Origin of the sequence: Klebsiella sp. CN_Kp075 (assembly GCF_040065055.2) — a bacterium.
Taxonomy (GTDB): Bacteria; Pseudomonadota; Gammaproteobacteria; order Enterobacterales; family Enterobacteriaceae; genus Klebsiella; species Klebsiella aerogenes.
In genome coordinates this window covers 1,943,171-1,961,520 of record NZ_CM198050.1, presented here as the reverse complement: position 1 = coordinate 1,961,520, position 18,350 = coordinate 1,943,171, and the positions used below count along the sequence as shown (strand labels likewise).

General features: G+C 53.8%; 19 protein-coding genes and 1 pseudogene. 14 read left to right on the top strand and 6 right to left on the bottom strand.

Annotation, left to right across the window (positions count from 1 at the left end):
- Positions 1-5: 5 nt before the first annotated feature.
- Positions 6-689, bottom strand: coding sequence for an RNA chaperone ProQ (gene proQ, locus ABLV78_RS09320; RefSeq protein ID WP_015366026.1), 684 nt, complete (start codon positions 687-689; stop codon positions 6-8).
- 81 nt (positions 690-770) lie between these two features.
- Positions 771-1,284 (bottom strand): annotated as a pseudogene (gene msrC / locus ABLV78_RS09315) (free L-methionine (R)-S-oxide reductase MsrC).
- Positions 1,285-1,417: 133 nt separating this feature from the next.
- Between msrC and yebS the strand changes: the two are divergent.
- The 5 genes from yebS to ABLV78_RS09290 all read left to right on the top strand — a co-directional run bounded on the left by yebS (position 1,418) and on the right by ABLV78_RS09290 (position 7,470).
- The gene (yebS, locus tag ABLV78_RS09310) at positions 1,418-2,701 is read left to right on the top strand and encodes a membrane integrity lipid transport subunit YebS (RefSeq protein WP_047045296.1); all 1,284 of its coding nucleotides are present in this window, start codon (positions 1,418-1,420) and stop codon (positions 2,699-2,701) included.
- Positions 2,670-5,303: a PqiB family protein gene (locus tag ABLV78_RS09305; RefSeq protein ID WP_047045299.1), complete on the top strand. Its 2,634-nt coding sequence runs from the start codon at positions 2,670-2,672 to the stop codon at positions 5,301-5,303. Before yebS ends, ABLV78_RS09305 begins: the two co-directional genes overlap by 32 nt.
- A gap of 88 nt (positions 5,304-5,391) precedes the next feature.
- Positions 5,392-6,825: a 16S rRNA (cytosine(1407)-C(5))-methyltransferase RsmF gene (gene rsmF / locus ABLV78_RS09300; protein ID WP_072058217.1), complete on the top strand. Its 1,434-nt coding sequence runs from the start codon at positions 5,392-5,394 to the stop codon at positions 6,823-6,825.
- A gap of 112 nt (positions 6,826-6,937) precedes the next feature.
- Positions 6,938-7,177, top strand: a complete 240-nt coding sequence (locus ABLV78_RS09295; protein ID WP_015705939.1) for a YebV family protein — start codon at positions 6,938-6,940, stop codon at positions 7,175-7,177.
- A 101-nt stretch (positions 7,178-7,278) separates the two neighbouring features.
- A complete protein-coding gene (locus ABLV78_RS09290; protein WP_047045307.1) occupies positions 7,279-7,470 on the top strand; it encodes a YdfD/YebW family protein in 192 nt (63 codons plus the stop codon).
- 5 nt (positions 7,471-7,475) lie between these two features.
- Here ABLV78_RS09290 and pphA read toward each other — a convergent pair whose 3' ends face one another.
- A complete protein-coding gene (gene pphA, locus ABLV78_RS09285) occupies positions 7,476-8,120 on the bottom strand; it encodes a protein-serine/threonine phosphatase (protein ID WP_047045310.1) in 645 nt (214 codons plus the stop codon).
- 145 nt (positions 8,121-8,265) lie between these two features.
- Here pphA and ABLV78_RS09280 point away from each other — a divergent pair, with 145 nt between their 5' ends.
- From ABLV78_RS09280 to ABLV78_RS09250, 7 genes are all read left to right on the top strand, one after another.
- A complete protein-coding gene (locus ABLV78_RS09280; RefSeq protein ID WP_047045312.1) occupies positions 8,266-9,234 on the top strand; it encodes a VirK/YbjX family protein in 969 nt (322 codons plus the stop codon).
- Between the two features lie 117 nt (positions 9,235-9,351).
- Complete coding sequence (locus ABLV78_RS09275) at positions 9,352-9,495, top strand: Ecr family regulatory small membrane protein (RefSeq protein WP_141097069.1); 144 nt, start codon at positions 9,352-9,354, stop codon at positions 9,493-9,495.
- Positions 9,496-10,039: 544 nt separating this feature from the next.
- Positions 10,040-10,612 (top strand): Csu type fimbrial protein, encoded by a 573-nt coding sequence (locus ABLV78_RS09270; RefSeq protein ID WP_047045315.1) that lies wholly within the window; start codon positions 10,040-10,042, stop codon positions 10,610-10,612.
- A gap of 21 nt (positions 10,613-10,633) precedes the next feature.
- On the top strand, positions 10,634-11,152 hold the full coding sequence (locus ABLV78_RS09265; protein WP_047045373.1) for a Csu type fimbrial protein: 519 nt from the start codon (positions 10,634-10,636) through the stop codon (positions 11,150-11,152).
- Positions 11,153-11,169: 17 nt separating this feature from the next.
- Positions 11,170-11,919: a fimbrial biogenesis chaperone gene (locus ABLV78_RS09260; protein WP_047045318.1), complete on the top strand. Its 750-nt coding sequence runs from the start codon at positions 11,170-11,172 to the stop codon at positions 11,917-11,919.
- A 2-nt stretch (positions 11,920-11,921) separates the two neighbouring features.
- Positions 11,922-14,246: a fimbria/pilus outer membrane usher protein gene (locus ABLV78_RS09255; RefSeq protein ID WP_047045321.1), complete on the top strand. Its 2,325-nt coding sequence runs from the start codon at positions 11,922-11,924 to the stop codon at positions 14,244-14,246.
- 17 nt (positions 14,247-14,263) lie between these two features.
- Entirely contained in the window at positions 14,264-15,214 is a 951-nt protein-coding gene (locus ABLV78_RS09250; RefSeq protein WP_047045323.1) for a Csu type fimbrial protein, read from the top strand.
- Positions 15,215-15,642: 428 nt separating this feature from the next.
- On the opposite strand, the gene ABLV78_RS09245 is transcribed toward ABLV78_RS09250, so the two are convergent.
- The 3 genes from ABLV78_RS09245 to yobA are packed head-to-tail and all read right to left on the bottom strand — an operon-like array spanning position 15,643 to position 17,245.
- Complete coding sequence (locus tag ABLV78_RS09245; RefSeq protein WP_072251410.1) at positions 15,643-15,984, bottom strand: YebY family protein; 342 nt, start codon at positions 15,982-15,984, stop codon at positions 15,643-15,645.
- Between the two features lie 13 nt (positions 15,985-15,997).
- The gene (gene copD, locus ABLV78_RS09240) at positions 15,998-16,867 is read right to left on the bottom strand and encodes a copper homeostasis membrane protein CopD (protein WP_045390338.1); all 870 of its coding nucleotides are present in this window, start codon (positions 16,865-16,867) and stop codon (positions 15,998-16,000) included.
- A 3-nt stretch (positions 16,868-16,870) separates the two neighbouring features.
- On the bottom strand, positions 16,871-17,245 hold the full coding sequence (gene yobA, locus ABLV78_RS09235) for a CopC domain-containing protein YobA (protein ID WP_045390336.1): 375 nt from the start codon (positions 17,243-17,245) through the stop codon (positions 16,871-16,873).
- 134 nt (positions 17,246-17,379) lie between these two features.
- Here yobA and ABLV78_RS09230 point away from each other — a divergent pair, with 134 nt between their 5' ends.
- Together ABLV78_RS09230 and exoX are read left to right on the top strand one after the other, a co-directional pair.
- Positions 17,380-17,610: a DNA polymerase III subunit theta gene (locus tag ABLV78_RS09230; RefSeq protein ID WP_015366007.1), complete on the top strand. Its 231-nt coding sequence runs from the start codon at positions 17,380-17,382 to the stop codon at positions 17,608-17,610.
- Positions 17,611-17,689: 79 nt separating this feature from the next.
- The gene (exoX, locus tag ABLV78_RS09225) at positions 17,690-18,349 is read left to right on the top strand and encodes an exodeoxyribonuclease X (RefSeq protein WP_047045331.1); all 660 of its coding nucleotides are present in this window, start codon (positions 17,690-17,692) and stop codon (positions 18,347-18,349) included.
- The last annotated feature ends 1 nt before the right edge of the window (position 18,350 follow it).

Below are 18,350 nucleotides of genomic sequence, written 5' to 3'. Positions count from 1 at the left end.
CCGTTTCAGAACACCAGGTGTTCTGCGCGTACAATCATTGACATACCAGAAGTCAGCTGTACACGAACGCCATCTTTGGTGATTTCCACAACGGTGGCGTCCATTGCGTTGTTGCCTGCTTTCACCTTCAGAGCCTGACCGACGCTCAATACAGAGACGTCAGACACCGGGGTAAGGCGTTGCTCTTCACGCGGTGCTTTGGCAGCTGCAGGACGCGGCTTACGCTGTTCACTACCTTCTTTACGGCGAGCCTGCGGCTGAGGACGCGGTTTACGCTCGCGGCGTGCCCCTTCTTCCTGCTGGCCTGCCGCGGCAGCGGCTTCGCGCTTCTTCGCCTGCTGGCTGGCGCGCTGCGCCTGAACGCGGGCTTTGGCTTCTTCGAGCTGCTGACGGGCGTGAGCAACGTGTTGCTCTTCCAGTTCGCCGCACGGGTTGCCGTCGAGATCGACGCGAATCGCTCCCGCTTTCACGCCGTACAGATAACGCCAGCTCGAAGTATAAAGACGTAAGGCAGCGCGCAGTTGGGTTTTGCTGAGATTCATCTCGCCGCCAACTCGCTCTACAAGATCCTGAAAAATACCGATTTTCAGGGGGCGCGCTTCGCCTTCAGCGCTGAAACACTGAGGAAAACGTTCGGCCAGAAACGCGATTACTTCTTTACTGCTATTCAACTTAGGTTGATTTTCCATGAAATTTCCTGATTACAACGGACGTAGCCAACAAGCCGCAGGCATGAACAGGCGTCATTATAATGACGTCATCGCTAAATGCTACGTTATCCGTTGATTATCCTGCGACGTGGGCAAAGATTTTTTGATAATCGGTCGCCGCAATCAGCGTTTCAAGGCGCGAGACCAGCTCTGCAAGCCCCTGTTCGTCTTCTGCGGTGAAGCGGGAATACGCCGTGCTATCGATATCCAGTACGCCGATAATCTGATTATTCACCTGCAACGGAAAGACGATTTCCGAATTGCTGGCGGCGTCACAGGCGATATGGCCATCAAAGGCATGGACATCTTCCACGCGCTGGACGCGGTTCTGCGCCACGGCGGAACCGCACACGCCGCGGCCGACAGGAATACGTACACAGGCCAGCTTACCCTGGAACGGCCCCAGCACCAGCGTGTCGCCTTCCAGCAGGTAAAAACCGGCCCAGTTGACCTCTTCCAGGCGTTCAAACAACAACGCGCTGGTATTGGAGATCATTGCCAAAAAACTGGTTTCGCCTGCCATAAGCGCCTGGAAATCGCGGTTCAGATCCGCGTAGAATTCTGTTTTGTTCATTTTTTAATCACTTAGTTGTCTTACTATCTCATCTGCAGATGCCTACTAAAATAAGCATTAAATGCCTTCGGGCTCAAGATGAATTCATTCCTGGGTTAATATAGTGGGATACATTCATTCCCGAACGTAATAAATGCTGATAAAAACACCCTCAATCACGCCGACGAAGAAGATTACCGTTCATTCGGTCAGTTCGCCAACGCCGCATGCGCACTATCAGCGCTGTACGCAGTGCGACATGCTGTTCCGCATACCGGTTGTGAAAAGAAATCAATGCGCCTGGTGTCCGCGGTGCAACGCGAAAGTACGCGACGGCCGCGATTGGTCCCTCTCCCGGCTTGCCAGTATGGCGTTTACGATGATGTTGCTGATGCCGTTCGCCTGGAGCGAGCCGCTGCTGCGTTTGCATCTGCTCGGCGTGCGCATTGACGCTAACGTCCTGCAGGGGATCTGGCAGATGACCAACCAGGGCGACCCCATTACCGCCGCGATGGTGCTCTTCTGCGCCGTGGTTGCGCCCGTCCTGCTGGTGGTATCCATCGCCTACCTTTGGCTTGGCAACGTGCTGGGGATGAACCTGCGTCCGGTGCTGCTGATGCTCGGCAAACTGAAAGAGTGGGTGATGCTGGACATTTATCTGGTCGGTATCGGCGTCGCCTCCATTAAGGTCCAGGACTATGCCTTCCTGCAGCCCGGCATCGGCCTGATCGCCTTTATCGCGCTGACCCTACTCAGCATCCTGACGCTCATCCACATGAACGTTGAAGAGTTGTGGGAGCGTTTTTATCCCGAACGACCGGCAATGCGCTACGACACCAATCTTCAGGTTTGCACCGGCTGTCACTATACCGGTTATCGCGACTCCCGCGGCCGCTGCCGCCGGTGCCATACTTCGCTGCATCATCGCCGGCCGCAAAGCCTGCAGCGTAGCTGGGCGGCCCTGATTGCGTCGCTGGTTTTCCTGCTGCCGGCCAACCTGCTGCCGATATCGATAATCTACGTCAATGGCTCGCGCCAGGAAGATACGATTCTTTCGGGCATTATTTCACTTGCCAACAGCAACATCGCTATCGCCGGCGTAGTGTTCATCGCCAGTATTTTGGTACCATTCACCAAAGTTATAGTGTTATTTACCCTGCTGGTCAGCATACAATTCAAATGTGAACAGGGGCTACGTACGCGTATCCTGCTGCTGCGGCTGATTACCTGGATCGGCCGCTGGTCGATGTTGGATCTGTTTGTTATCTCATTAACCATGTCGTTGATAAACCGCGATCAGCTCCTGGCTTTTACCATGGGGCCGGCGGCGGTGTACTTCGGCGGCGCGGTGATTTTAACTATCCTTGCAGTTGAATGGCTGGACAGCCGCTTACTTTGGGACGCTCATGAGTCAGGAAACGCCCGCTTCGCCGACTGAAGCCAAAATAAAAACCAAACGTCGTATCTCGCCATTCTGGTTGTTGCCGGTCATCGCGCTGATGATTGCCGGATGGCTCATCTGGACCAGCTTTGAAGGCCGGGGAACGACGATTACCATCGATTTCCAGTCCGCAAACGGGATTGTTCCGGGGCGTACGCCTATCCGCTATCAAGGGGTAGAAGTTGGTACGGTACAGGATATCTCTTTGAGTAAGGACCTCAGCAAGATCGAAGTTTCCGCCAGCGTGAAGAGCGATATGAAAGACGCGCTGCGCAAAGACACCCAGTTCTGGCTGGTGACGCCAAAAGCTTCACTGGCCGGCGTTTCCGGGCTGGATGCGCTGGTCGGCGGTAACTATATCGGCATGATGCCGGGCAAAGGCGAACAGGAAGATCACTTCGTCGCCCTGGATACTCAGCCAAAATACCGCATCAACAACGGCGAACTAATGATTCATCTGCAGGCGCCGGATCTCGGCTCGCTGAACAGCGGCTCGCTGGTCTATTTCCGTAAAATTCCGGTTGGCCGGGTGTATGACTACACGCTCAACGCCAACAATCAGGGGGTGACGATTGATGTATTAATCGAGCGTCGCTTCACCAATCTTGTTAAAAAAGGCAGTCGGTTCTGGAACGTCTCCGGGATTAAAGCCGACGTCAGCCTGAGTGGCGCCAAAGTCCAGCTGGAAAATCTCTCCGCGTTAGTTAACGGCGCCATCGCCTTTGACTCGCCAGACGACTCCAAAGCGGCGGCGCAAAACGACGAGTACAACCTGTATGAGGATCTGGCGCACAGCCAGCGCGGCGTGCTGGTGACGCTGGAGCTGCCCGACGGCGATGGGTTGAAGGCGGGCTCTACGCCGCTGATGTACCAGGGGCTGGAAGTGGGTCAGTTAACCAAACTCAATCTCAATCCCGGCGGTAAAGTTAGCGGTGAGATGACCGTCGACCCGAGCGTGGTCACCCTGCTTCGGGATAAAACGCTGATTCAAATGAAGAAGCCGAAAATCTCGCTGGATAACCCAAGCGTCAGCGCCCTACTCACCGGCAACACCTTCGAACTGGTACCCGGTGACGGCGAACCGCGCAATCACTTTATGGTTATGCCAGCCGATAAAGCGCTGCTGGATGAGCCTAACGTCGCCACCGTGACGTTATCGGCGCCGGAAAGCTATGGCGTTTCCGCCGGCCAGCCGCTGATGCTGCACGGCGTGAAAGTGGGCCAGGTACTGGAACGCAAGCTAACCGCAGAGGGTGTCACTTTCCAGGTCGCCATTGCGCCGGAGTATCGCAATCTGGTACGCGGCGATAGCAAATTTGTCGTCAACAGCCGCCTTGATGTGAAAGTTGGGCTGGATGGCGTGCAGGTACTCGGCGCCAGCGCCAGCGAATGGGTTGATGGCGGGATCCGCATCATCCCCGGCGAAAAAGGGGAAATGCAGAGCCGCTATCCGCTGTATGCCAACCTGGAAAAAGCGCAGGAAAATAGCCTTAGTGAAATCCCAACCACCACGCTAAGCCTTTCTGCGGAAACGCTGCCCGATGTGCAGGCAGGCTCGGTAGTGTTGTATCGCAAATTCGCCGTCGGCGAGATCATCTCGGTGAAGCCGCGCAGCAACGCATTCGATATCGATCTGCATATCAAACCGGAATATCGCCATTTGTTGACCAATAACAGCGTCTTCTGGGCCGAAGGCGGCGCAAAGGTAAAACTCGACGGTAATGGGCTAACCGTGCAGGCGTCACCGCTGGCGCGCGCGCTGAAAGGCGCCATCAGCTTCGATAACCTCAGCGGCAGCAGCGCCAACGCGCGCTTGAACAATAAGCGTATCCTGTACGCCTCCGAAACCGCTGCCCGCGCGGTGGGCGGCCAGATCACGCTGCACGCTTTCGATGCCGGTAAAATGGCGGCGGGTATGCCGATTCGCTACCTCGGTATCGATATCGGCCAGATCCAGTCGCTGGAACTGATCACGGCAAAGAATGAAGTTCAGGCCAAAGCGGTACTTTATCCGGAGTATGTTGGCACCTTTGCCCGTGCCGGGACGCGTTTCTCGGTGATTACGCCGCAGATCTCTGCCGCCGGCGTTGAACATCTGGACACGATTTTCCAGTCTTATATCAACGTTGAACCCGGCCGTGGTTCGCCGCGCCGCGACTTTGAGATTCAGGACACCACCATCACCGATTCCCGCTACATCGATGGCCTGAGTATTATCGTCGAAGTGCCGGAAGCCGGTTCGCTCGATATTGGTACGCCGGTGCTGTTCCGCGGCCTGGAAGTGGGCACCGTGACCGGGCTGACCCTGGGTTCAATGTCCGACCGCGTAATGGTTAAGCTGCGTATCAGTAAGCGTTATCAGTACTTAGTGCGCAACAACTCGGTGTTCTGGTTGGCTTCCGGCTATAGCCTCGACTTCGGCCTGATTGGCGGCGTGGTGAAAACAGGAACCTTCAACCAGTTTATTCGCGGCGGTATCGCCTTTGCCACGCCGCCGGGAACGCCGCTGGCGCCGAAAGCGCAGGATGGCAAGCACTTCCTGCTGCTGGAAAGCGAGCCGAAAGAGTGGCGCGACTGGGGAACGGCGCTACCTAATTAATTCCCAATGTCCCATAAAACGCCCCGGTGTCCCGCTCCGGGGCGTTTATGGTAAACTGCGCACCCTTTTTTCTTGTGGTGCGCTGCTCGTGGCTCAAAACGCTGTCTATCTTCCGGAACCCTTCCTCGCTCAAATGCGTGCGGCTATGCCAACGCATCTCTCTTTCGATGACTTTATCGCCGCCTGCCAGCGTCCGCTGCGTCGCAGTATCCGCGTCAATACGTTGAAGATTACGGTCGCTGATTTTCTGCAACTGGTCGCCCCTTACGGCTGGCAGTTAACGCCGGTTCCGTGGTGCGCCGAGGGTTTCTGGATCGAGCGCGATGACGACGATGTATTACCGCTTGGCAGCACCGCCGAGCATCTGAGCGGGCTCTTTTATATTCAGGAAGCGAGCTCGATGCTGCCGGTAGCGGCGCTGTTCGCCGATGGGAACATGCCTGAGCGAGTGATGGACGTCGCCGCCGCGCCGGGTTCCAAAACGACGCAAATCGCCGCTCGTATGAGCAATCGCGGCGGGATTCTGGCTAACGAATTCTCCGCCAGTCGGGTGAAAGTGCTGCACGCCAATATCAGCCGCTGCGGCATCACGAACGTTGCCCTCACCCACTTCGACGGGCGCGTCTTCGGCGCCGCTCTGCCTGAGTGCTTCGACGCGATTTTGCTCGACGCCCCCTGCTCGGGCGAAGGGGTAGTGCGAAAAGATCCCGACGCGCTGAAAAACTGGTCGCCAGAAAGTAATCAGGAGATTGCCGCCACCCAACGTGAGCTCATTGACAGCGCCTTTCACGCTCTGCGTCCTGGCGGCACCCTCGTTTACTCCACCTGTACACTGAACCGTGAAGAAAACGAGGAAGTGATAAACTGGCTCCTGCAGACCTACCCGCAGGCGGTAGAAGTCCTGACGCTGGATTCACTGTTCCCACAGGCCCGCGAGGCGCTCACCGACGAAGGCTTCCTGCACGTGTTCCCGCAGATTTTTGATTGTGAGGGTTTTTTCGTTGCCCGCCTGCGTAAAACCGCCTCTATCGATCCGCTGCCTGCGCCCGGCTATAAAGTGGGTAAGTTCCCTTTCGCGCCGATGAAAGGACGTGAGGCAGCGGCTGTCACCGCAGCCGCCAACGCCGTTGGCCTGCATTGGGGAGAGCATCTTCATCTGTGGCAGCGTGATAAAGAAATCTGGCTGTTCCCACAGGCGCTGGAAGCGCTAATCGGCAACGTCCGTTTTTCGCGCATCGGGATCCGCCTCGCTGAAACGCATAACAAAGGCTACCGCTGGCAGCATGAAGCAGCGATCGCGCTTGCCGCGCCAGAGGAGCCGTTTGAGCTCACCTTAGCGGAAGCGGAAGAGTGGTATCGTGGACGCGATGTCTATCCCGAGGCGCCGCCGCGGCAGGATGAAGTGATTGTCACGTTCCAGGGAACGCCATTAGGACTTGCCAAGCGTGTGGGATCGCGGTTGAAAAACAGTTACCCCCGCGAACTGGTGCGCGACGGCAAACTCTTCGCTGGAAAGTCGTGACCGCGCGCCAAAAAGCGCACTTTTTGACTGGCGATTTACTCCCCGTTGTCTACGCTGAAAAATGACGGCCTAACTGGTCGTACCACAACTCAGCAGACAAACGGGGTGAATGATGAGTAAAACTAACGTACGAATCGGCGCGTTTGAGATCGACGACGCCGAGCTGCATGGCGAGTCACAGGGTGAGCGAACGTTAAGCATTCCTTGCAAATCCGATCCTGACTTATGCATGCAATTAGACGCCTGGGATGCCGAAACCAGCGTTCCCGCCATTCTTAATGGCGAACATTCTGTGCTTTACCGCAAACATTACGATCGCCAATCCGATGCCTGGGTCATGCGCCTTGCCTGACTCAAATGAACCCGTCGCCTGAGACGGGTTATTTATATCCCTCCCCCGCTGCGCCAACTTCCCCTACACTTACCTTATGTTCATTCGCTAATGAGGGCGGGATGTTTGCCTTAGTATTATTCATTTGCTATCTGGACGGCGGGTGCGAAGACATCGTAGTGGATGTCTATGATAACGAACGACAATGCCTCGTCGCTATGGACGACCAACGAATTCGCCAGGGAGGCTGTTTCCCGGTAGAAGATTTTATCGACGGCTTCTGGCGACCGGCGACGGAATACAGCGATTTTTAAGCGGCTCACTGCAGCTGCACCAGCGTTAGCTCTCCGCCAAACACCGCGCCGGTGTCAATGTAGTGTTGGTTATCGCTATCGTAACGGCGTTTAAGCGGCGTATGGCCAAACCAAAAGTGATCCGCCCCGGCTATCTCACCGTGCCGCCCCGCCAGATGATCGGTTAAACGCTGGCGGCCCCAGAGCACCTGATGTTCGTCCACGGGCAACTGCCAATGATAAACGCTGGCGGGATAGTCGGCATGGGCAATCACGTGGGTGGTATCCTGACAGCGGAGTTCAATGATTAACGGCACATCCCGGCAGCGGTTAAACAGCAAATCAGCCAACCGTTTCTGTTCTTGTGAGGCGGTTGGATACCACTCGCCACCGTTCATCGTCCACAGTGCCATTTCCCCGCTCGCCAGCGCATCCAGCGCCATTTGCTCATGGTTACCGCGCACCGCTCTGAACCACCGGCAACGCAGCAACCCCAGACATTCCACGCTTTGCGGCCCACGGTCAATCAGATCGCCAACAGAAATAAGAAGATCCTGCCAGGGATCAAATTTAAGCTGGCGCAGCTGGGACATTAATAAAGCAAAACAACCATGTAGATCGCCCACCAGCCAAATATTACGCCAGGTGCTACCTGCCAATCGCTGATACATATTTCACCCCCTCTGTTAATTATACAAAATATGTCTGAAAACGAGGTTGAAAATTCATACGTCAATCAACGTTAAACAAGGCGTAAATATAGTCTGGCGAACCATTAAGCTTGTCCCGCGAGATCCGTAAAATAAAAATAAAATAATGACGAGGTATGACATCGTGACGGACAATAGCCTGCATTCATCATGCACACTGCAGCAACGCTCAAATTTGATTGCCGATCTCGTAATGGGGCGTATCACGCCTGCGCCAATCTGGCAAAAACGCAACTTTCGGCTCAAATTCTTGTTGCGTACGGCATTATTTTATCAGCCGACCCGAGAAATGCTGGACACCCTTTCGGCACGTAGTGATTTCCGCCAACTGTTGGCTGCGCAGGCTACGCTTCCAGGTAAAGTACATCGTCAGTATTTAGTGCGCGATCTAAACGCGCGTCAGCGTTCCCAGGCCATCATCAGCCACTATCAGTACGTCGACTCGTTGGGCGAAAACCGGCTGGCGATGGCCATGATATCGCCGTCAGAACTACCGTTACTGACCCTGTCCGCTAAAGATGATGCGGCCTTTACGCTCTTTGCCTCGTCAGCCGGGAAAGCAGAGCGGGAAGGTGAAACCACCCTTTGGCTTCGCGATAGCCATCACCAGTTGTTGGCCAGCGTCACGTTTAGCGTAATCCGCCACCAAGGGCAGTGGCAACTGGTCATCGGCGGCCTGCAGGGGCCCCGCCGCCATGTTTCTCATGAGGTGATTAAACACGCGACCCGCGCCTGCTACGGCCTGTTTCCCAAACGTCTGCTGCTGGAATTCATCTGGCTGTTGGCCGGCCAAAGCAATATTCAGGCTATTTACGCCGTTAGCGATAATGGCCACGTATTCCGCGCGCTGCGCTATCGTTTAAGCAAAGGCCGGCACTTCCATGCCAGCTATGATGAGTTCTGGCAATCAATTGAAGGTGTGCGTGAGGATAGTTACCGCTGGCGCTTGCCGCTGAAACTGGAAAGAAAATCGCTGGAAAGTATCGCGAGCAAGAAGCGTGCCGAATATCGCCGCCGTTTCCAGCTAATGGATGAGATGGCCGTACAGGTGGCTAATCTGCTAAGTGTAAAATAAATATTCACGTCTTATTACGAAAAAGATTCGCCGTTTTAAATAACGGCGTTTTCATTTGTACATTCTTTGGTTAATATCGTGGCCTGTTGATAATCGGTTTAAGTTGGCCATTGACCCATGAGTAAAACTGAGATTTTCCTGCTGCTGGTTATCCTGCTTATTTTAGGTAGTGCCCTATGGTTTATATTCAGTGACGAGATATGGATATTGGTCAGCTATCTGGAAACGTCACTTTATCCGGCACTGATCGCGCCAGAATAATTCTCCATATTGCTCGCGGCCGAAAACTTAGTTCAATTATTAACAACTTGCAGAATTACGACGTCGATTAGCCGAAGAACCGCATTAATTGTAAAACATTCCATCATTGCCTTATTTCATTTGTCATACAAATATGTATACTGACGACTTCCGATGTAGACCCAATTTTCACCTGCACCATGGGTCTGGTTGCGTGCAGGTGTCTTCTTTTCTGCTGTTTTTATATGCTCATCCCTACCAACTTTTTCCCTGGCATTTCGCTAAAAATATGCGCTAACACGACAATTGCAAAAATTGTACACAGTCCCCCCTTCGCCACCTCGCCATGCTCAGAATTTACAACGCTCAAAACACCTAAAAACCAATAATAAAAATAAACATTCACAAAATATAAAGCATAAAACACCATAAAAACACCAACTATAAGTTCATTGTAAAAAAATAAGCATTTTTCCAGAGAGCGATTATATGTTGATTAATGGGATTAATCTCATGCTCACAAAAACAGGGTTTTACTTAGCGGCTTTCAATCCAGAGGTTCATCATGAACGTCAACACTATTTCGCGCATTTTGCTTGGCGGCTTTATCACAACAGCGCTTCTCGTTCAGGCGCCATGGGTCACTGCAGCTGGGCTAACCACAGGTACATTGACGGGTCAGGTCGGGGTGCAATTGACTATCGGCTCGGGCTGTACCGTCACCAATGGTTCCAGCGCAAGCGGCGTAAACAACTGGGGTACCATTGATTTCGGCACCTATAGCGATTTGGTTAACGCCATAGATAGCAATCTGATTGGCAGCGGCGGCGCCAGCGCTGTCTCTATCGTCTGTAGCAATAACCTTCCCGCGACGCTGACATTGAATAACGGCCAACATGCAGGAACAAACGGACTGCGCCAAATGCAAAGCGCCGACGGCGATCAAATTGCCTACCGGCTTTACTCAAATAGCACCCGTCAGGCTGAATTTACCAGTGCCGGTATCGGTATCACGGGGACAGGTAGCGCTCAGGAAATCCCGATTTATGCCCGAGTGCTGCCGGCGGACCAAGGAGGCGTAACCGCCCCTGCTGCGGGCTTCTACCAGGACATGGTCACCGCGACATTAACCTGGTAACACTGTGGAGAAATGGATGTCATGTCGCGCGTAATTTGGCTACTCATATTCTTTTTTTCGACCACAGCCGTCTGGGCTGACACCGCGCAGAAAACCTTCAAGGTTACCGCCCAGATCACGACCGGCTGCCTGCTTGGCAACGGAACAGGAACACCTGGCGCTGATTTTGGCACCTTAAATTTTGGCTCCATGTCGTCGCTTTATAGCAATGTTGATGTCGCTAGCTCCGCTGGCGCTGGCTCAATCGTCGTCGCGTGTACGCCGGGGATGGCGATCTCGCTGGCGCTTGACTACGGTGTCAACGGCGGCTCCGCGGCCCAACGCTATATGTCCAACAGCACCGGCAATACGCTGGCTTACCAGCTTTTTCAGGATGCTAACCGCTCTACCGTTTGGGGGACCGGCGCTCAAGCTTACAGCGTCGCCTCATTCCCCAACACGACACAAACTTATACGGTTTATGGCCGCCTTTTTGCCACGAATGGCTTTCCGGCGCAGGGTTCATACAGTGATACCGTTACGGTCACGCTGACCTATTAAAATAAGACAGGTTGAATATGATTCGTCGTTGTATTGTTGTTTTGCTGGGTTCAGCAATAAGTACTAACGCCTGCGCCGCCAGCTCGGTGCTGGTCTGGCCTATTTTTCAAACCATCAGCGCCAGCGAAAAAGGCTCTGAACTGTGGCTGGAAAACCGCGGCGAGACGGCGGTCAATTTACAGCTACGCATCTTCGGCTGGGATCAAAGAGAATCGAAAGATGTTTACGCCGATCAGAATGACGTCGTCTCCAGCCCGCCCTTTGCCAATGTGCAACCCGGCCAGCGTCAACTTATCCGCCTGATGCGCGTTTCGCCAGTCGCCAGCGGCCAGGAAAAATCATACCGTATCGTGATTGACGAAATCCCCGCGGCGCAACCGATAAAACAGACAGACAAAAGCTCCGCCGGCCTGAATATGCGCATGCGTTACGTATTGCCTCTGTTCACCTATGGGCAGGGTGCGGATCCGTTGAAGCTGGAAAACGGCATAGAGCTGCTACGAACCACGTTAAACTGGTCACTTAGCGGTCAGAGTCTGTGCATTAACAATGGCGGAAATCAGCACGCCAGGCTGAGTAACGTCTACTGGGCAACCGCTGCGGGAAAATCGCAGATAGAACAAACGCAGGGTTTATTGGGTTATGTACTGGCTAAACGCCGCGTCTGTTTCCCGATCTCAGGTCACCCGGAAAACAGAGCCGGTATACGTCTGTATGCGAAGTTAACGGATAATAGCCAGGCGGTGGAAATTCCGGCAGCGCGTTAATTATGAGGCTCCTCATTGGAACCTGCGGTCTGCTGGTCATCGCTTCGGCAACGACATGGTCGGCGACTTATGATTCTTTACCTGCACCTGCGGCTATACTCAACCAACAGCAGGAGTACGTGCTGTATTTGGGTATTTCCGTTAACGGTAATACTCCCGTGGGAACCGTACCGGTTAAAGTAGTAAATAATCGTTATTGGGTCTCTGCGGCTGTACTCAAGCAGCTGTGGATCCCGGTGCCCGATGGCAAAACGCTGGTCGATGTCGGGCAGTTAGCAGACGTCAACGTCGTCTACGATCAGGCCGGGCAGATGCTGAAATTAACCGTTCCTGATAGCTGGCTGCCGGAACAGCATATTGGCAATAGTCGCGAACAGGAGTATCTGCAGGCCATCAGTACCCCAGGACTGTTGTTTAACTATGACTCCTACAGTCTGGCATCTTCCGCCGGCGACCGAACCACCAGTACCTCTACGGAATTTCGCTTTTTCGGCCCGGCGGGCGTTTTTTCTAATAATGCCGTTATCAGACAAAACTGGTCATCCCGCCGCGATGATAGCCAACAGGGATATATCCGCTACGATTCGCTGTGGAAGTATAGCGATCCTGAAAATATGCTCAGCTACCAGGCAGGCGACGTGGTGAGCAATGCGTTAACCTGGAGTAGTTCGGTGCGCCTCGGCGGTATTCGCCTCAGCCGTAACTTTTCGGTTCGTCCGGACCTGGTCACTTACCCGTTATTGAATCTATCCGGTAGCGCAGCAGTCCCTTCAAGCGTCGATCTGTTTATCAACGGTTATAAAGCCAGCTCAACGCAAATTAACGGCGGTCCGTATACCCTGACTAACGTGCCGTACATTAGCGGCGCTGGTGAAGCAACCATCGTCACAACCGATGCTCTTGGCCGTCAAGTCTCTACCAGCGTCCCTTTTTACGTCTCAAACACCCTGCTGCGCCAGGGACTCAGCGATTTCGATTTTACCCTCGGCGCGTTGCGTAATAACTACGGCATTAAAAATGCCGACTATGGCGCTGGTGCCATCAGCGCAATTTATCGCTACGGTTTAACCAACTGGCTCACGCTGTCAATGCATACAGAAGATCGGCAAGGATTAACTAATGGCGGGGTTGGCAGCGACATCGCTATTGGCGCGCTGGGTACGCTGAGTCTGTCCGCCAGCACGAGTAAGGGCGATGGGCAGGGTGACCAGTATTCCGCTGGTTATTCGTATTACGGCAATATCTGGGGGATTAACTATCAACATATTCAACGCAGCGAGAATTTCGCTAATCTCTCCAGCTATCGATCGACGGTAACGCTCAGCCGTCAGTCAGACCAGGCAACATTAAGCCTCAGCCCATGGGGAAAAATACTGGGTTCATTTAGCCTTGGTTATTTCGATATCCAGGCGCAGGATGACAGCCGCACCCGCCTGATGAACTTATCCTGGAGCCGTAGCCTGTGGCGAAATAGCAGCTTCAACATCAGCATTAACCGGGATCTGCAGGCAAATACTTATTCCAGTATGATGCAGATAACCATTCCTTTCGACAGTTTCGGCTCATTGCAGTTAAGCAGTCAGCGCGCCAGCTCCGGCGAATGGGGGCAAAACGTCGCCTACAACCGCTCCGCTCCCGCAGACGGTGGATTAGGTTGGAATTTGGCCCACTCCGTTACCGGAGATCGCTATAGTCAGGCGGATTTAACCTGGGTAAATGATGTTTCAACGTTAAGTGGCGGTTATTACGGTTCCCAGCATGATAATCAGGGCTGGTTTGAAGCAGCTGGTTCGGTGGTGTTGATGGATAGCAGCCTGTTCTTCGCGCGCAGGATCAGCGATGCGTTTATCGTCGTCTCGACCGCTGGCTATCCGGATGTCGCAGTTAATTACGAAAACCGTAAAGTCGGAACGACCGACAAGAGTGGCCATCTGCTAATCCCGTGGGCCACCGCCTGGTATCCTGGCAAAGTGACCCTCGACACCTTACCGCTGCCCACGGACGTTGAGGCTAAAGTCGTAGAAAAACGAATTGCGATACGGGAATCCAGCGGCGCGCTGGTGGATTTCCCGGTCACCCGCGTCCGTTCCGCTTCGATTACCCTGGTCGATGAAGCGGGCAACCCTCTTCCGCCAGGCACGTCGGTTGAAGAAGTCAGCAGCCAGCAATCGGGGCTGGTTGGTTACGACGGACTGGTGTGGTTCAGTCATCTCACTCAACACAACAAATTGGTTATTCACGCTGCCAGCGGCGTGTGTACGGCTCAATTCGAGTTGCCGGAATCAACGCCGGTACCGCAACGTATCGGCCCGATTAGCTGCCATTGAAGAATAAGGATAGAAAATTGAAACATCTGTTTTTACTGTGCGCGCTATTCTTTCTGCTTTGTGCAACGGCGCGCGCGGATATTAGTTGTTCATTTCAGCTCTCAAACGATGCAAGTTTTGGTTCTGTTGACTCTTTTACGCTGGCAAACACTCAGCAAACGGTCAAATCGGGGTCTGGTTTTTCCTGTTCCGGCAGTGCCCTATCGCTACTCAGTACAAATACGATAAACGCCAGGATTCTTTCCTCCGATCATCCCTCGGGCACCACACCCCAAATGATGAGCACCACCGGTACCGACGTGGTTCCTTACAACATCTGCTCAGATACCAATTGTTCGGAAATTTACAATATTGGCTATACCAAAACATGGAGTATCACTTCACTCATCGGCCTGCTTGGGTTATTTAATGCCAGCGACGGTTCGCTGCCTTTGTATTTGAAGATCCCGGCCGGACTCAACGTACCTGCGGGTACTTATACTGACACCATTAGTATTCATTGGGATTACCGGATTTGCGTTTCCGGCATTATTACCTGCAACTATGCCACCGGCCAGCAAACCGTCACGCTGAATGTGAAGCTAATTGTTACCAATTTCTGTTACATCGATAATGCTCCTGATGTCGCCTTTACTCCGGCGTCAATTCCTTCAAGCTTTACCACGCTTAGCAACAAACTTTCCGTTCGCTGTACTAAAAACGCAACCTATACCGTCAACCTCACCAGCGCCAATGCCCTCGCTGGCGGATGGCGGCAGCTTATTGCGAGCATTAACCAGGTGAATTACGGGTTGCAATATCAGTTTTATCAGCCTTCAGGCAGTGCATGGACGCCAACCAATAATCTGAGCTTCAGCGGCACCGGCGCATCACAGGATGTAAACTACACAGTACAGATAAATCCCAGCCAGACCAGTAAACCCGCAGGAGTATATTCGGATATCGTCACCGTCACCGTGACCTATTAAGAACGGTACAGGATTCCGGCCAGCATGTCTGAACTCGGCCATTAACGGGACAAATTTTATGTAAAAATAATGTTAAGAGTGTTTTTGTTGTGATATAAGGGGAAAAGCTGAGCGTTCGGCCGTTTGGGCAGTCAAAAATGGATATTATTAACTCGCTGAACTTCAGATAAAAAGAGACCGAACACGATTCCTGTATTCGGTCCAGGGAAATGGCTCTTGGGAGAGAGCCGTGCGCTAAAAGTTGGCATTAATGCAGGCTAAGTCGCCTTGCCTTATAAGAATAGTTGACTGTGTCAGCTTTTCCAGTCCGCGACAAAAGCGGTTGAAAAATTGCTGACAAAATCCGTTGCGCCAACAAAAAACCGCCGCGTTTTTCCACAAGACGCAGGCGGTTTTTTATCTTTAAAACAACGTGATATAGGTAATTATCAGCAGAGCTTTTGTGCTCGTTCGATAAACGGCGCCAGACTCATTTTTTGCCCCGGATGCTGCGGATCGTCAGCCAGGATGATTGAAATCGGCTGCGCGGTAGTCTTACCGGCCTTCACTTCCTGCTCGGCGACATCATTCAGCGGATACTGCACCAGGGTGCTCGGGTTAATCACATAAAGCGCATTACCCGGGCGGCAGGTTAACATCACCTCTTCGCGGGTGAAGGCCCAGTTGTCCTTGCCCACTTCAAAACGGCTCACGGTAATCACCTGTGGTGCCGCCAGCGCGGCGCCTGAGCTTGCCAGTAACAACATTGTCAGAACGATTTTTTTCATCATTTAGCCAGTTAACTCAATTAGGTTGCCAGGTCGCGAACAGGCTGACGGCGAGGATCGCCAGCGCGGCAAGCGCCATTTCCAGCTGTGTAGTGCGTAAAATAGTCCGTTCCGCCCATGCGCCTTCGCCTGACATTCGCGGTACCAGAACATACCTGTTCACCAGCGCAATTGCTACCATCGCGGCGACCAGCGCACATTTGAGCAACAACATCGCTCCCCACGGTGAATCGCCAATCAGCCGCCCCTGTATTAATAGCGTATTGCCAATTCCGCTGGCAATCGCGCCAGCCACGGCCAGATGCCCATAACGTGAAAAACGCATCATGGTGGTTATCGCTACCTGACGCCAGCGCCCGCGCGCCAGCCGCAGGCAATAGACAAATGGCAACAGCCCGCCGGCCCAGGCAGCGACGCAGAACAGATGTAGCGCGTGATTGGTGCGCTGTAGCGCGCCGAGCCAACCGTCGTTCATCGCCGCATGCCCCACGCCGGCCATTAACAACAACTGCGCGCAAAATAGCAGTAACAGAAGACGCGCCGGGCGGCGTGGTTTGAGCCACGCCACCGCCAGCGCAATCCACGCCAGCACCATTTGCCAAAGCCAGACGCCGCCGAACTGCGTCCCGATAACAGCCCTCCAGATTGCAGGTCGCCAGACATCCCCCCAGCCATCGGCCATCAACCCGCCTTGTGCCATCAGCATCAAGGTGGCTGAAATAGCGCTAATCATTAGCAGGTAGCGCAGCAAAGGATAAAAACGCTGCATCAGCAGACGACGCAGCGAGGCTGGCGCCCACCATGCGCCGTACAGCGCGCAACCGAAAGCCGTCATCAATGAGATGAAGTGGACAAACCGCAGGCCGACATACACTCCCGTCAGCATGGTTTACTTCACGCTGAAGTGGTATTGCCCTTTGGTCTTATGGCCGTCAACGGAGACCACATGCCACGCTACGGTATACTCGCCCGCCGCCAGCGGTTCAGTCAGCGGCAGCGTTAATTGCGCCTTATTACCGTCGCTGCGGGCCAGCTTGCCGGTAGCGACAGGTTTATTCTGCGGGCCGCTGAGGGTCACACCACTGAAGGAGAGCTCGACGCCTTCACTAAACGTTAACGTGAGCGACTGCGGCGACGCGGAGACCGTCGAATCGGCCGCCGGGATTTGTTGTTGCAGATGAGCATGAGCAAAAGCGCTGGCGGTGGTTAACATAGCGCTGAAAAATACGGCGGCGTATAGCGCGCGTCCGGCGATGTTTCGCATAAACGTCATTCCTTTTTGTTATGTATGTTGGACAGAGAATAACCCTGTATAATGGCATAGTCGAGCTAAGCATCCGGGACTTGCCTTTCAGCGTCACGCTTAGTAACTTTTGCGCCGTAATGAAGGAGGTACTGATGGCAAATAATCTGGCAAAAATTTCGCAAGATGAAATGGACAAGGTCAACGTTGATCTCGCGGCGGCCGGCGTCGCCTTTAAAGAACGCTACAATATGCCGGTCGTTGCCGACCTCGTCGAGCGAGAGCAACCGGCTCACCTGCGCGACTGGTTCCGTGAACGTCTGATCGCGCACCGTCTGGCATCCGTGTCACTTTCCCGCCTGCCGTATGAACCGAAAGCAAAATGATTGATCATTCCTTGAGGATCCCCCCATTGGCATCCGCCGCGCATTCCTTTACGCTGGTGTTTTTGGCGAGGAGTAAGCCATGCTGCGCGTAATCGATACCGAAACCTGCGGTTTGCAGGGCGGCATTGTCGAAATTGCCTCCGTCGATATCATCGACGGCCAGATAACGAATCCCGTGAGTCATCTGGTGAGACCTGACCGCCCTATCAGCCCGCAGGCGATGGCTATCCACCGCATCACTGAAGAAATGGTGGCCGATAAGCCCTGGATTGAAGAAATCGTACCGCAATACCAGGGCAGTCCATGGTATGTCGCCCATAACGCCAGCTTTGATCGCCGGGTATTACCGGAAATGAACGGCGAGTGGATTTGTACTATGAAGCTGGCGCGCCGCCTGTGGCCGGGAATTAAGTACAGCAATATGGGGTTGTATAAGTCGCGCAAGCTAAGCGTAGCCACCCCACCGGGTTTGCATCACCACCGCGCGCTGTACGACTGTTATATCACCGCTGCCCTACTGCTGGATATCATGCAGGTTTCCGGCTGGTCACCGGATGAAATGGCCGACATTACCGGCCGACCGGCGCTGCTGACTACCTTTACCTTCGGCAAATATCGCGGCAAAGCGGTGTCGGAAGTGGCGGAAAACGATCCAGGCTATTTACGTTGGCTGTTCAATAACCTGGACCGAATGAGCCCTGAACTGCGGCTGACCCTCAAACACTACCTCGGCGAGTAAC

Excerpts from the sequence above, each read along its gene's own strand:
- proQ (WP_015366026.1), bottom strand. The coding sequence starts at position 689 with ATGGAAAATCAACCTAAGTTGAATAGCAGTAAAGAAGTAATCGCGTTT.
- yebS (WP_047045296.1), top strand. The coding sequence starts at position 1,418 with ATGCTGATAAAAACACCCTCAATCACGCCGACGAAGAAGATTACCGTT.
- ABLV78_RS09305 (WP_047045299.1), top strand. The coding sequence starts at position 2,670 with ATGAGTCAGGAAACGCCCGCTTCGCCGACTGAAGCCAAAATAAAAACC.
- ABLV78_RS09295 (WP_015705939.1), top strand. The coding sequence starts at position 6,938 with ATGAGTAAAACTAACGTACGAATCGGCGCGTTTGAGATCGACGACGCC.
- ABLV78_RS09290 (WP_047045307.1), top strand. The coding sequence starts at position 7,279 with ATGTTTGCCTTAGTATTATTCATTTGCTATCTGGACGGCGGGTGCGAA.
- pphA (WP_047045310.1), bottom strand. The coding sequence starts at position 8,120 with ATGTATCAGCGATTGGCAGGTAGCACCTGGCGTAATATTTGGCTGGTG.
- ABLV78_RS09280 (WP_047045312.1), top strand. The coding sequence starts at position 8,266 with ATGACGAGGTATGACATCGTGACGGACAATAGCCTGCATTCATCATGC.
- ABLV78_RS09275 (WP_141097069.1), top strand. The coding sequence starts at position 9,352 with ATGAGTAAAACTGAGATTTTCCTGCTGCTGGTTATCCTGCTTATTTTA.
- ABLV78_RS09270 (WP_047045315.1), top strand. The coding sequence starts at position 10,040 with ATGAACGTCAACACTATTTCGCGCATTTTGCTTGGCGGCTTTATCACA.
- ABLV78_RS09265 (WP_047045373.1), top strand. The coding sequence starts at position 10,634 with ATGTCGCGCGTAATTTGGCTACTCATATTCTTTTTTTCGACCACAGCC.
- ABLV78_RS09260 (WP_047045318.1), top strand. The coding sequence starts at position 11,170 with ATGATTCGTCGTTGTATTGTTGTTTTGCTGGGTTCAGCAATAAGTACT.
- ABLV78_RS09255 (WP_047045321.1), top strand. The coding sequence starts at position 11,922 with ATGAGGCTCCTCATTGGAACCTGCGGTCTGCTGGTCATCGCTTCGGCA.
- ABLV78_RS09245 (WP_072251410.1), bottom strand. The coding sequence starts at position 15,984 with ATGATGAAAAAAATCGTTCTGACAATGTTGTTACTGGCAAGCTCAGGC.
- copD (WP_045390338.1), bottom strand. The coding sequence starts at position 16,867 with ATGCTGACGGGAGTGTATGTCGGCCTGCGGTTTGTCCACTTCATCTCA.
- yobA (WP_045390336.1), bottom strand. The coding sequence starts at position 17,245 with ATGCGAAACATCGCCGGACGCGCGCTATACGCCGCCGTATTTTTCAGC.
- ABLV78_RS09230 (WP_015366007.1), top strand. The coding sequence starts at position 17,380 with ATGGCAAATAATCTGGCAAAAATTTCGCAAGATGAAATGGACAAGGTC.
- exoX (WP_047045331.1), top strand. The coding sequence starts at position 17,690 with ATGCTGCGCGTAATCGATACCGAAACCTGCGGTTTGCAGGGCGGCATT.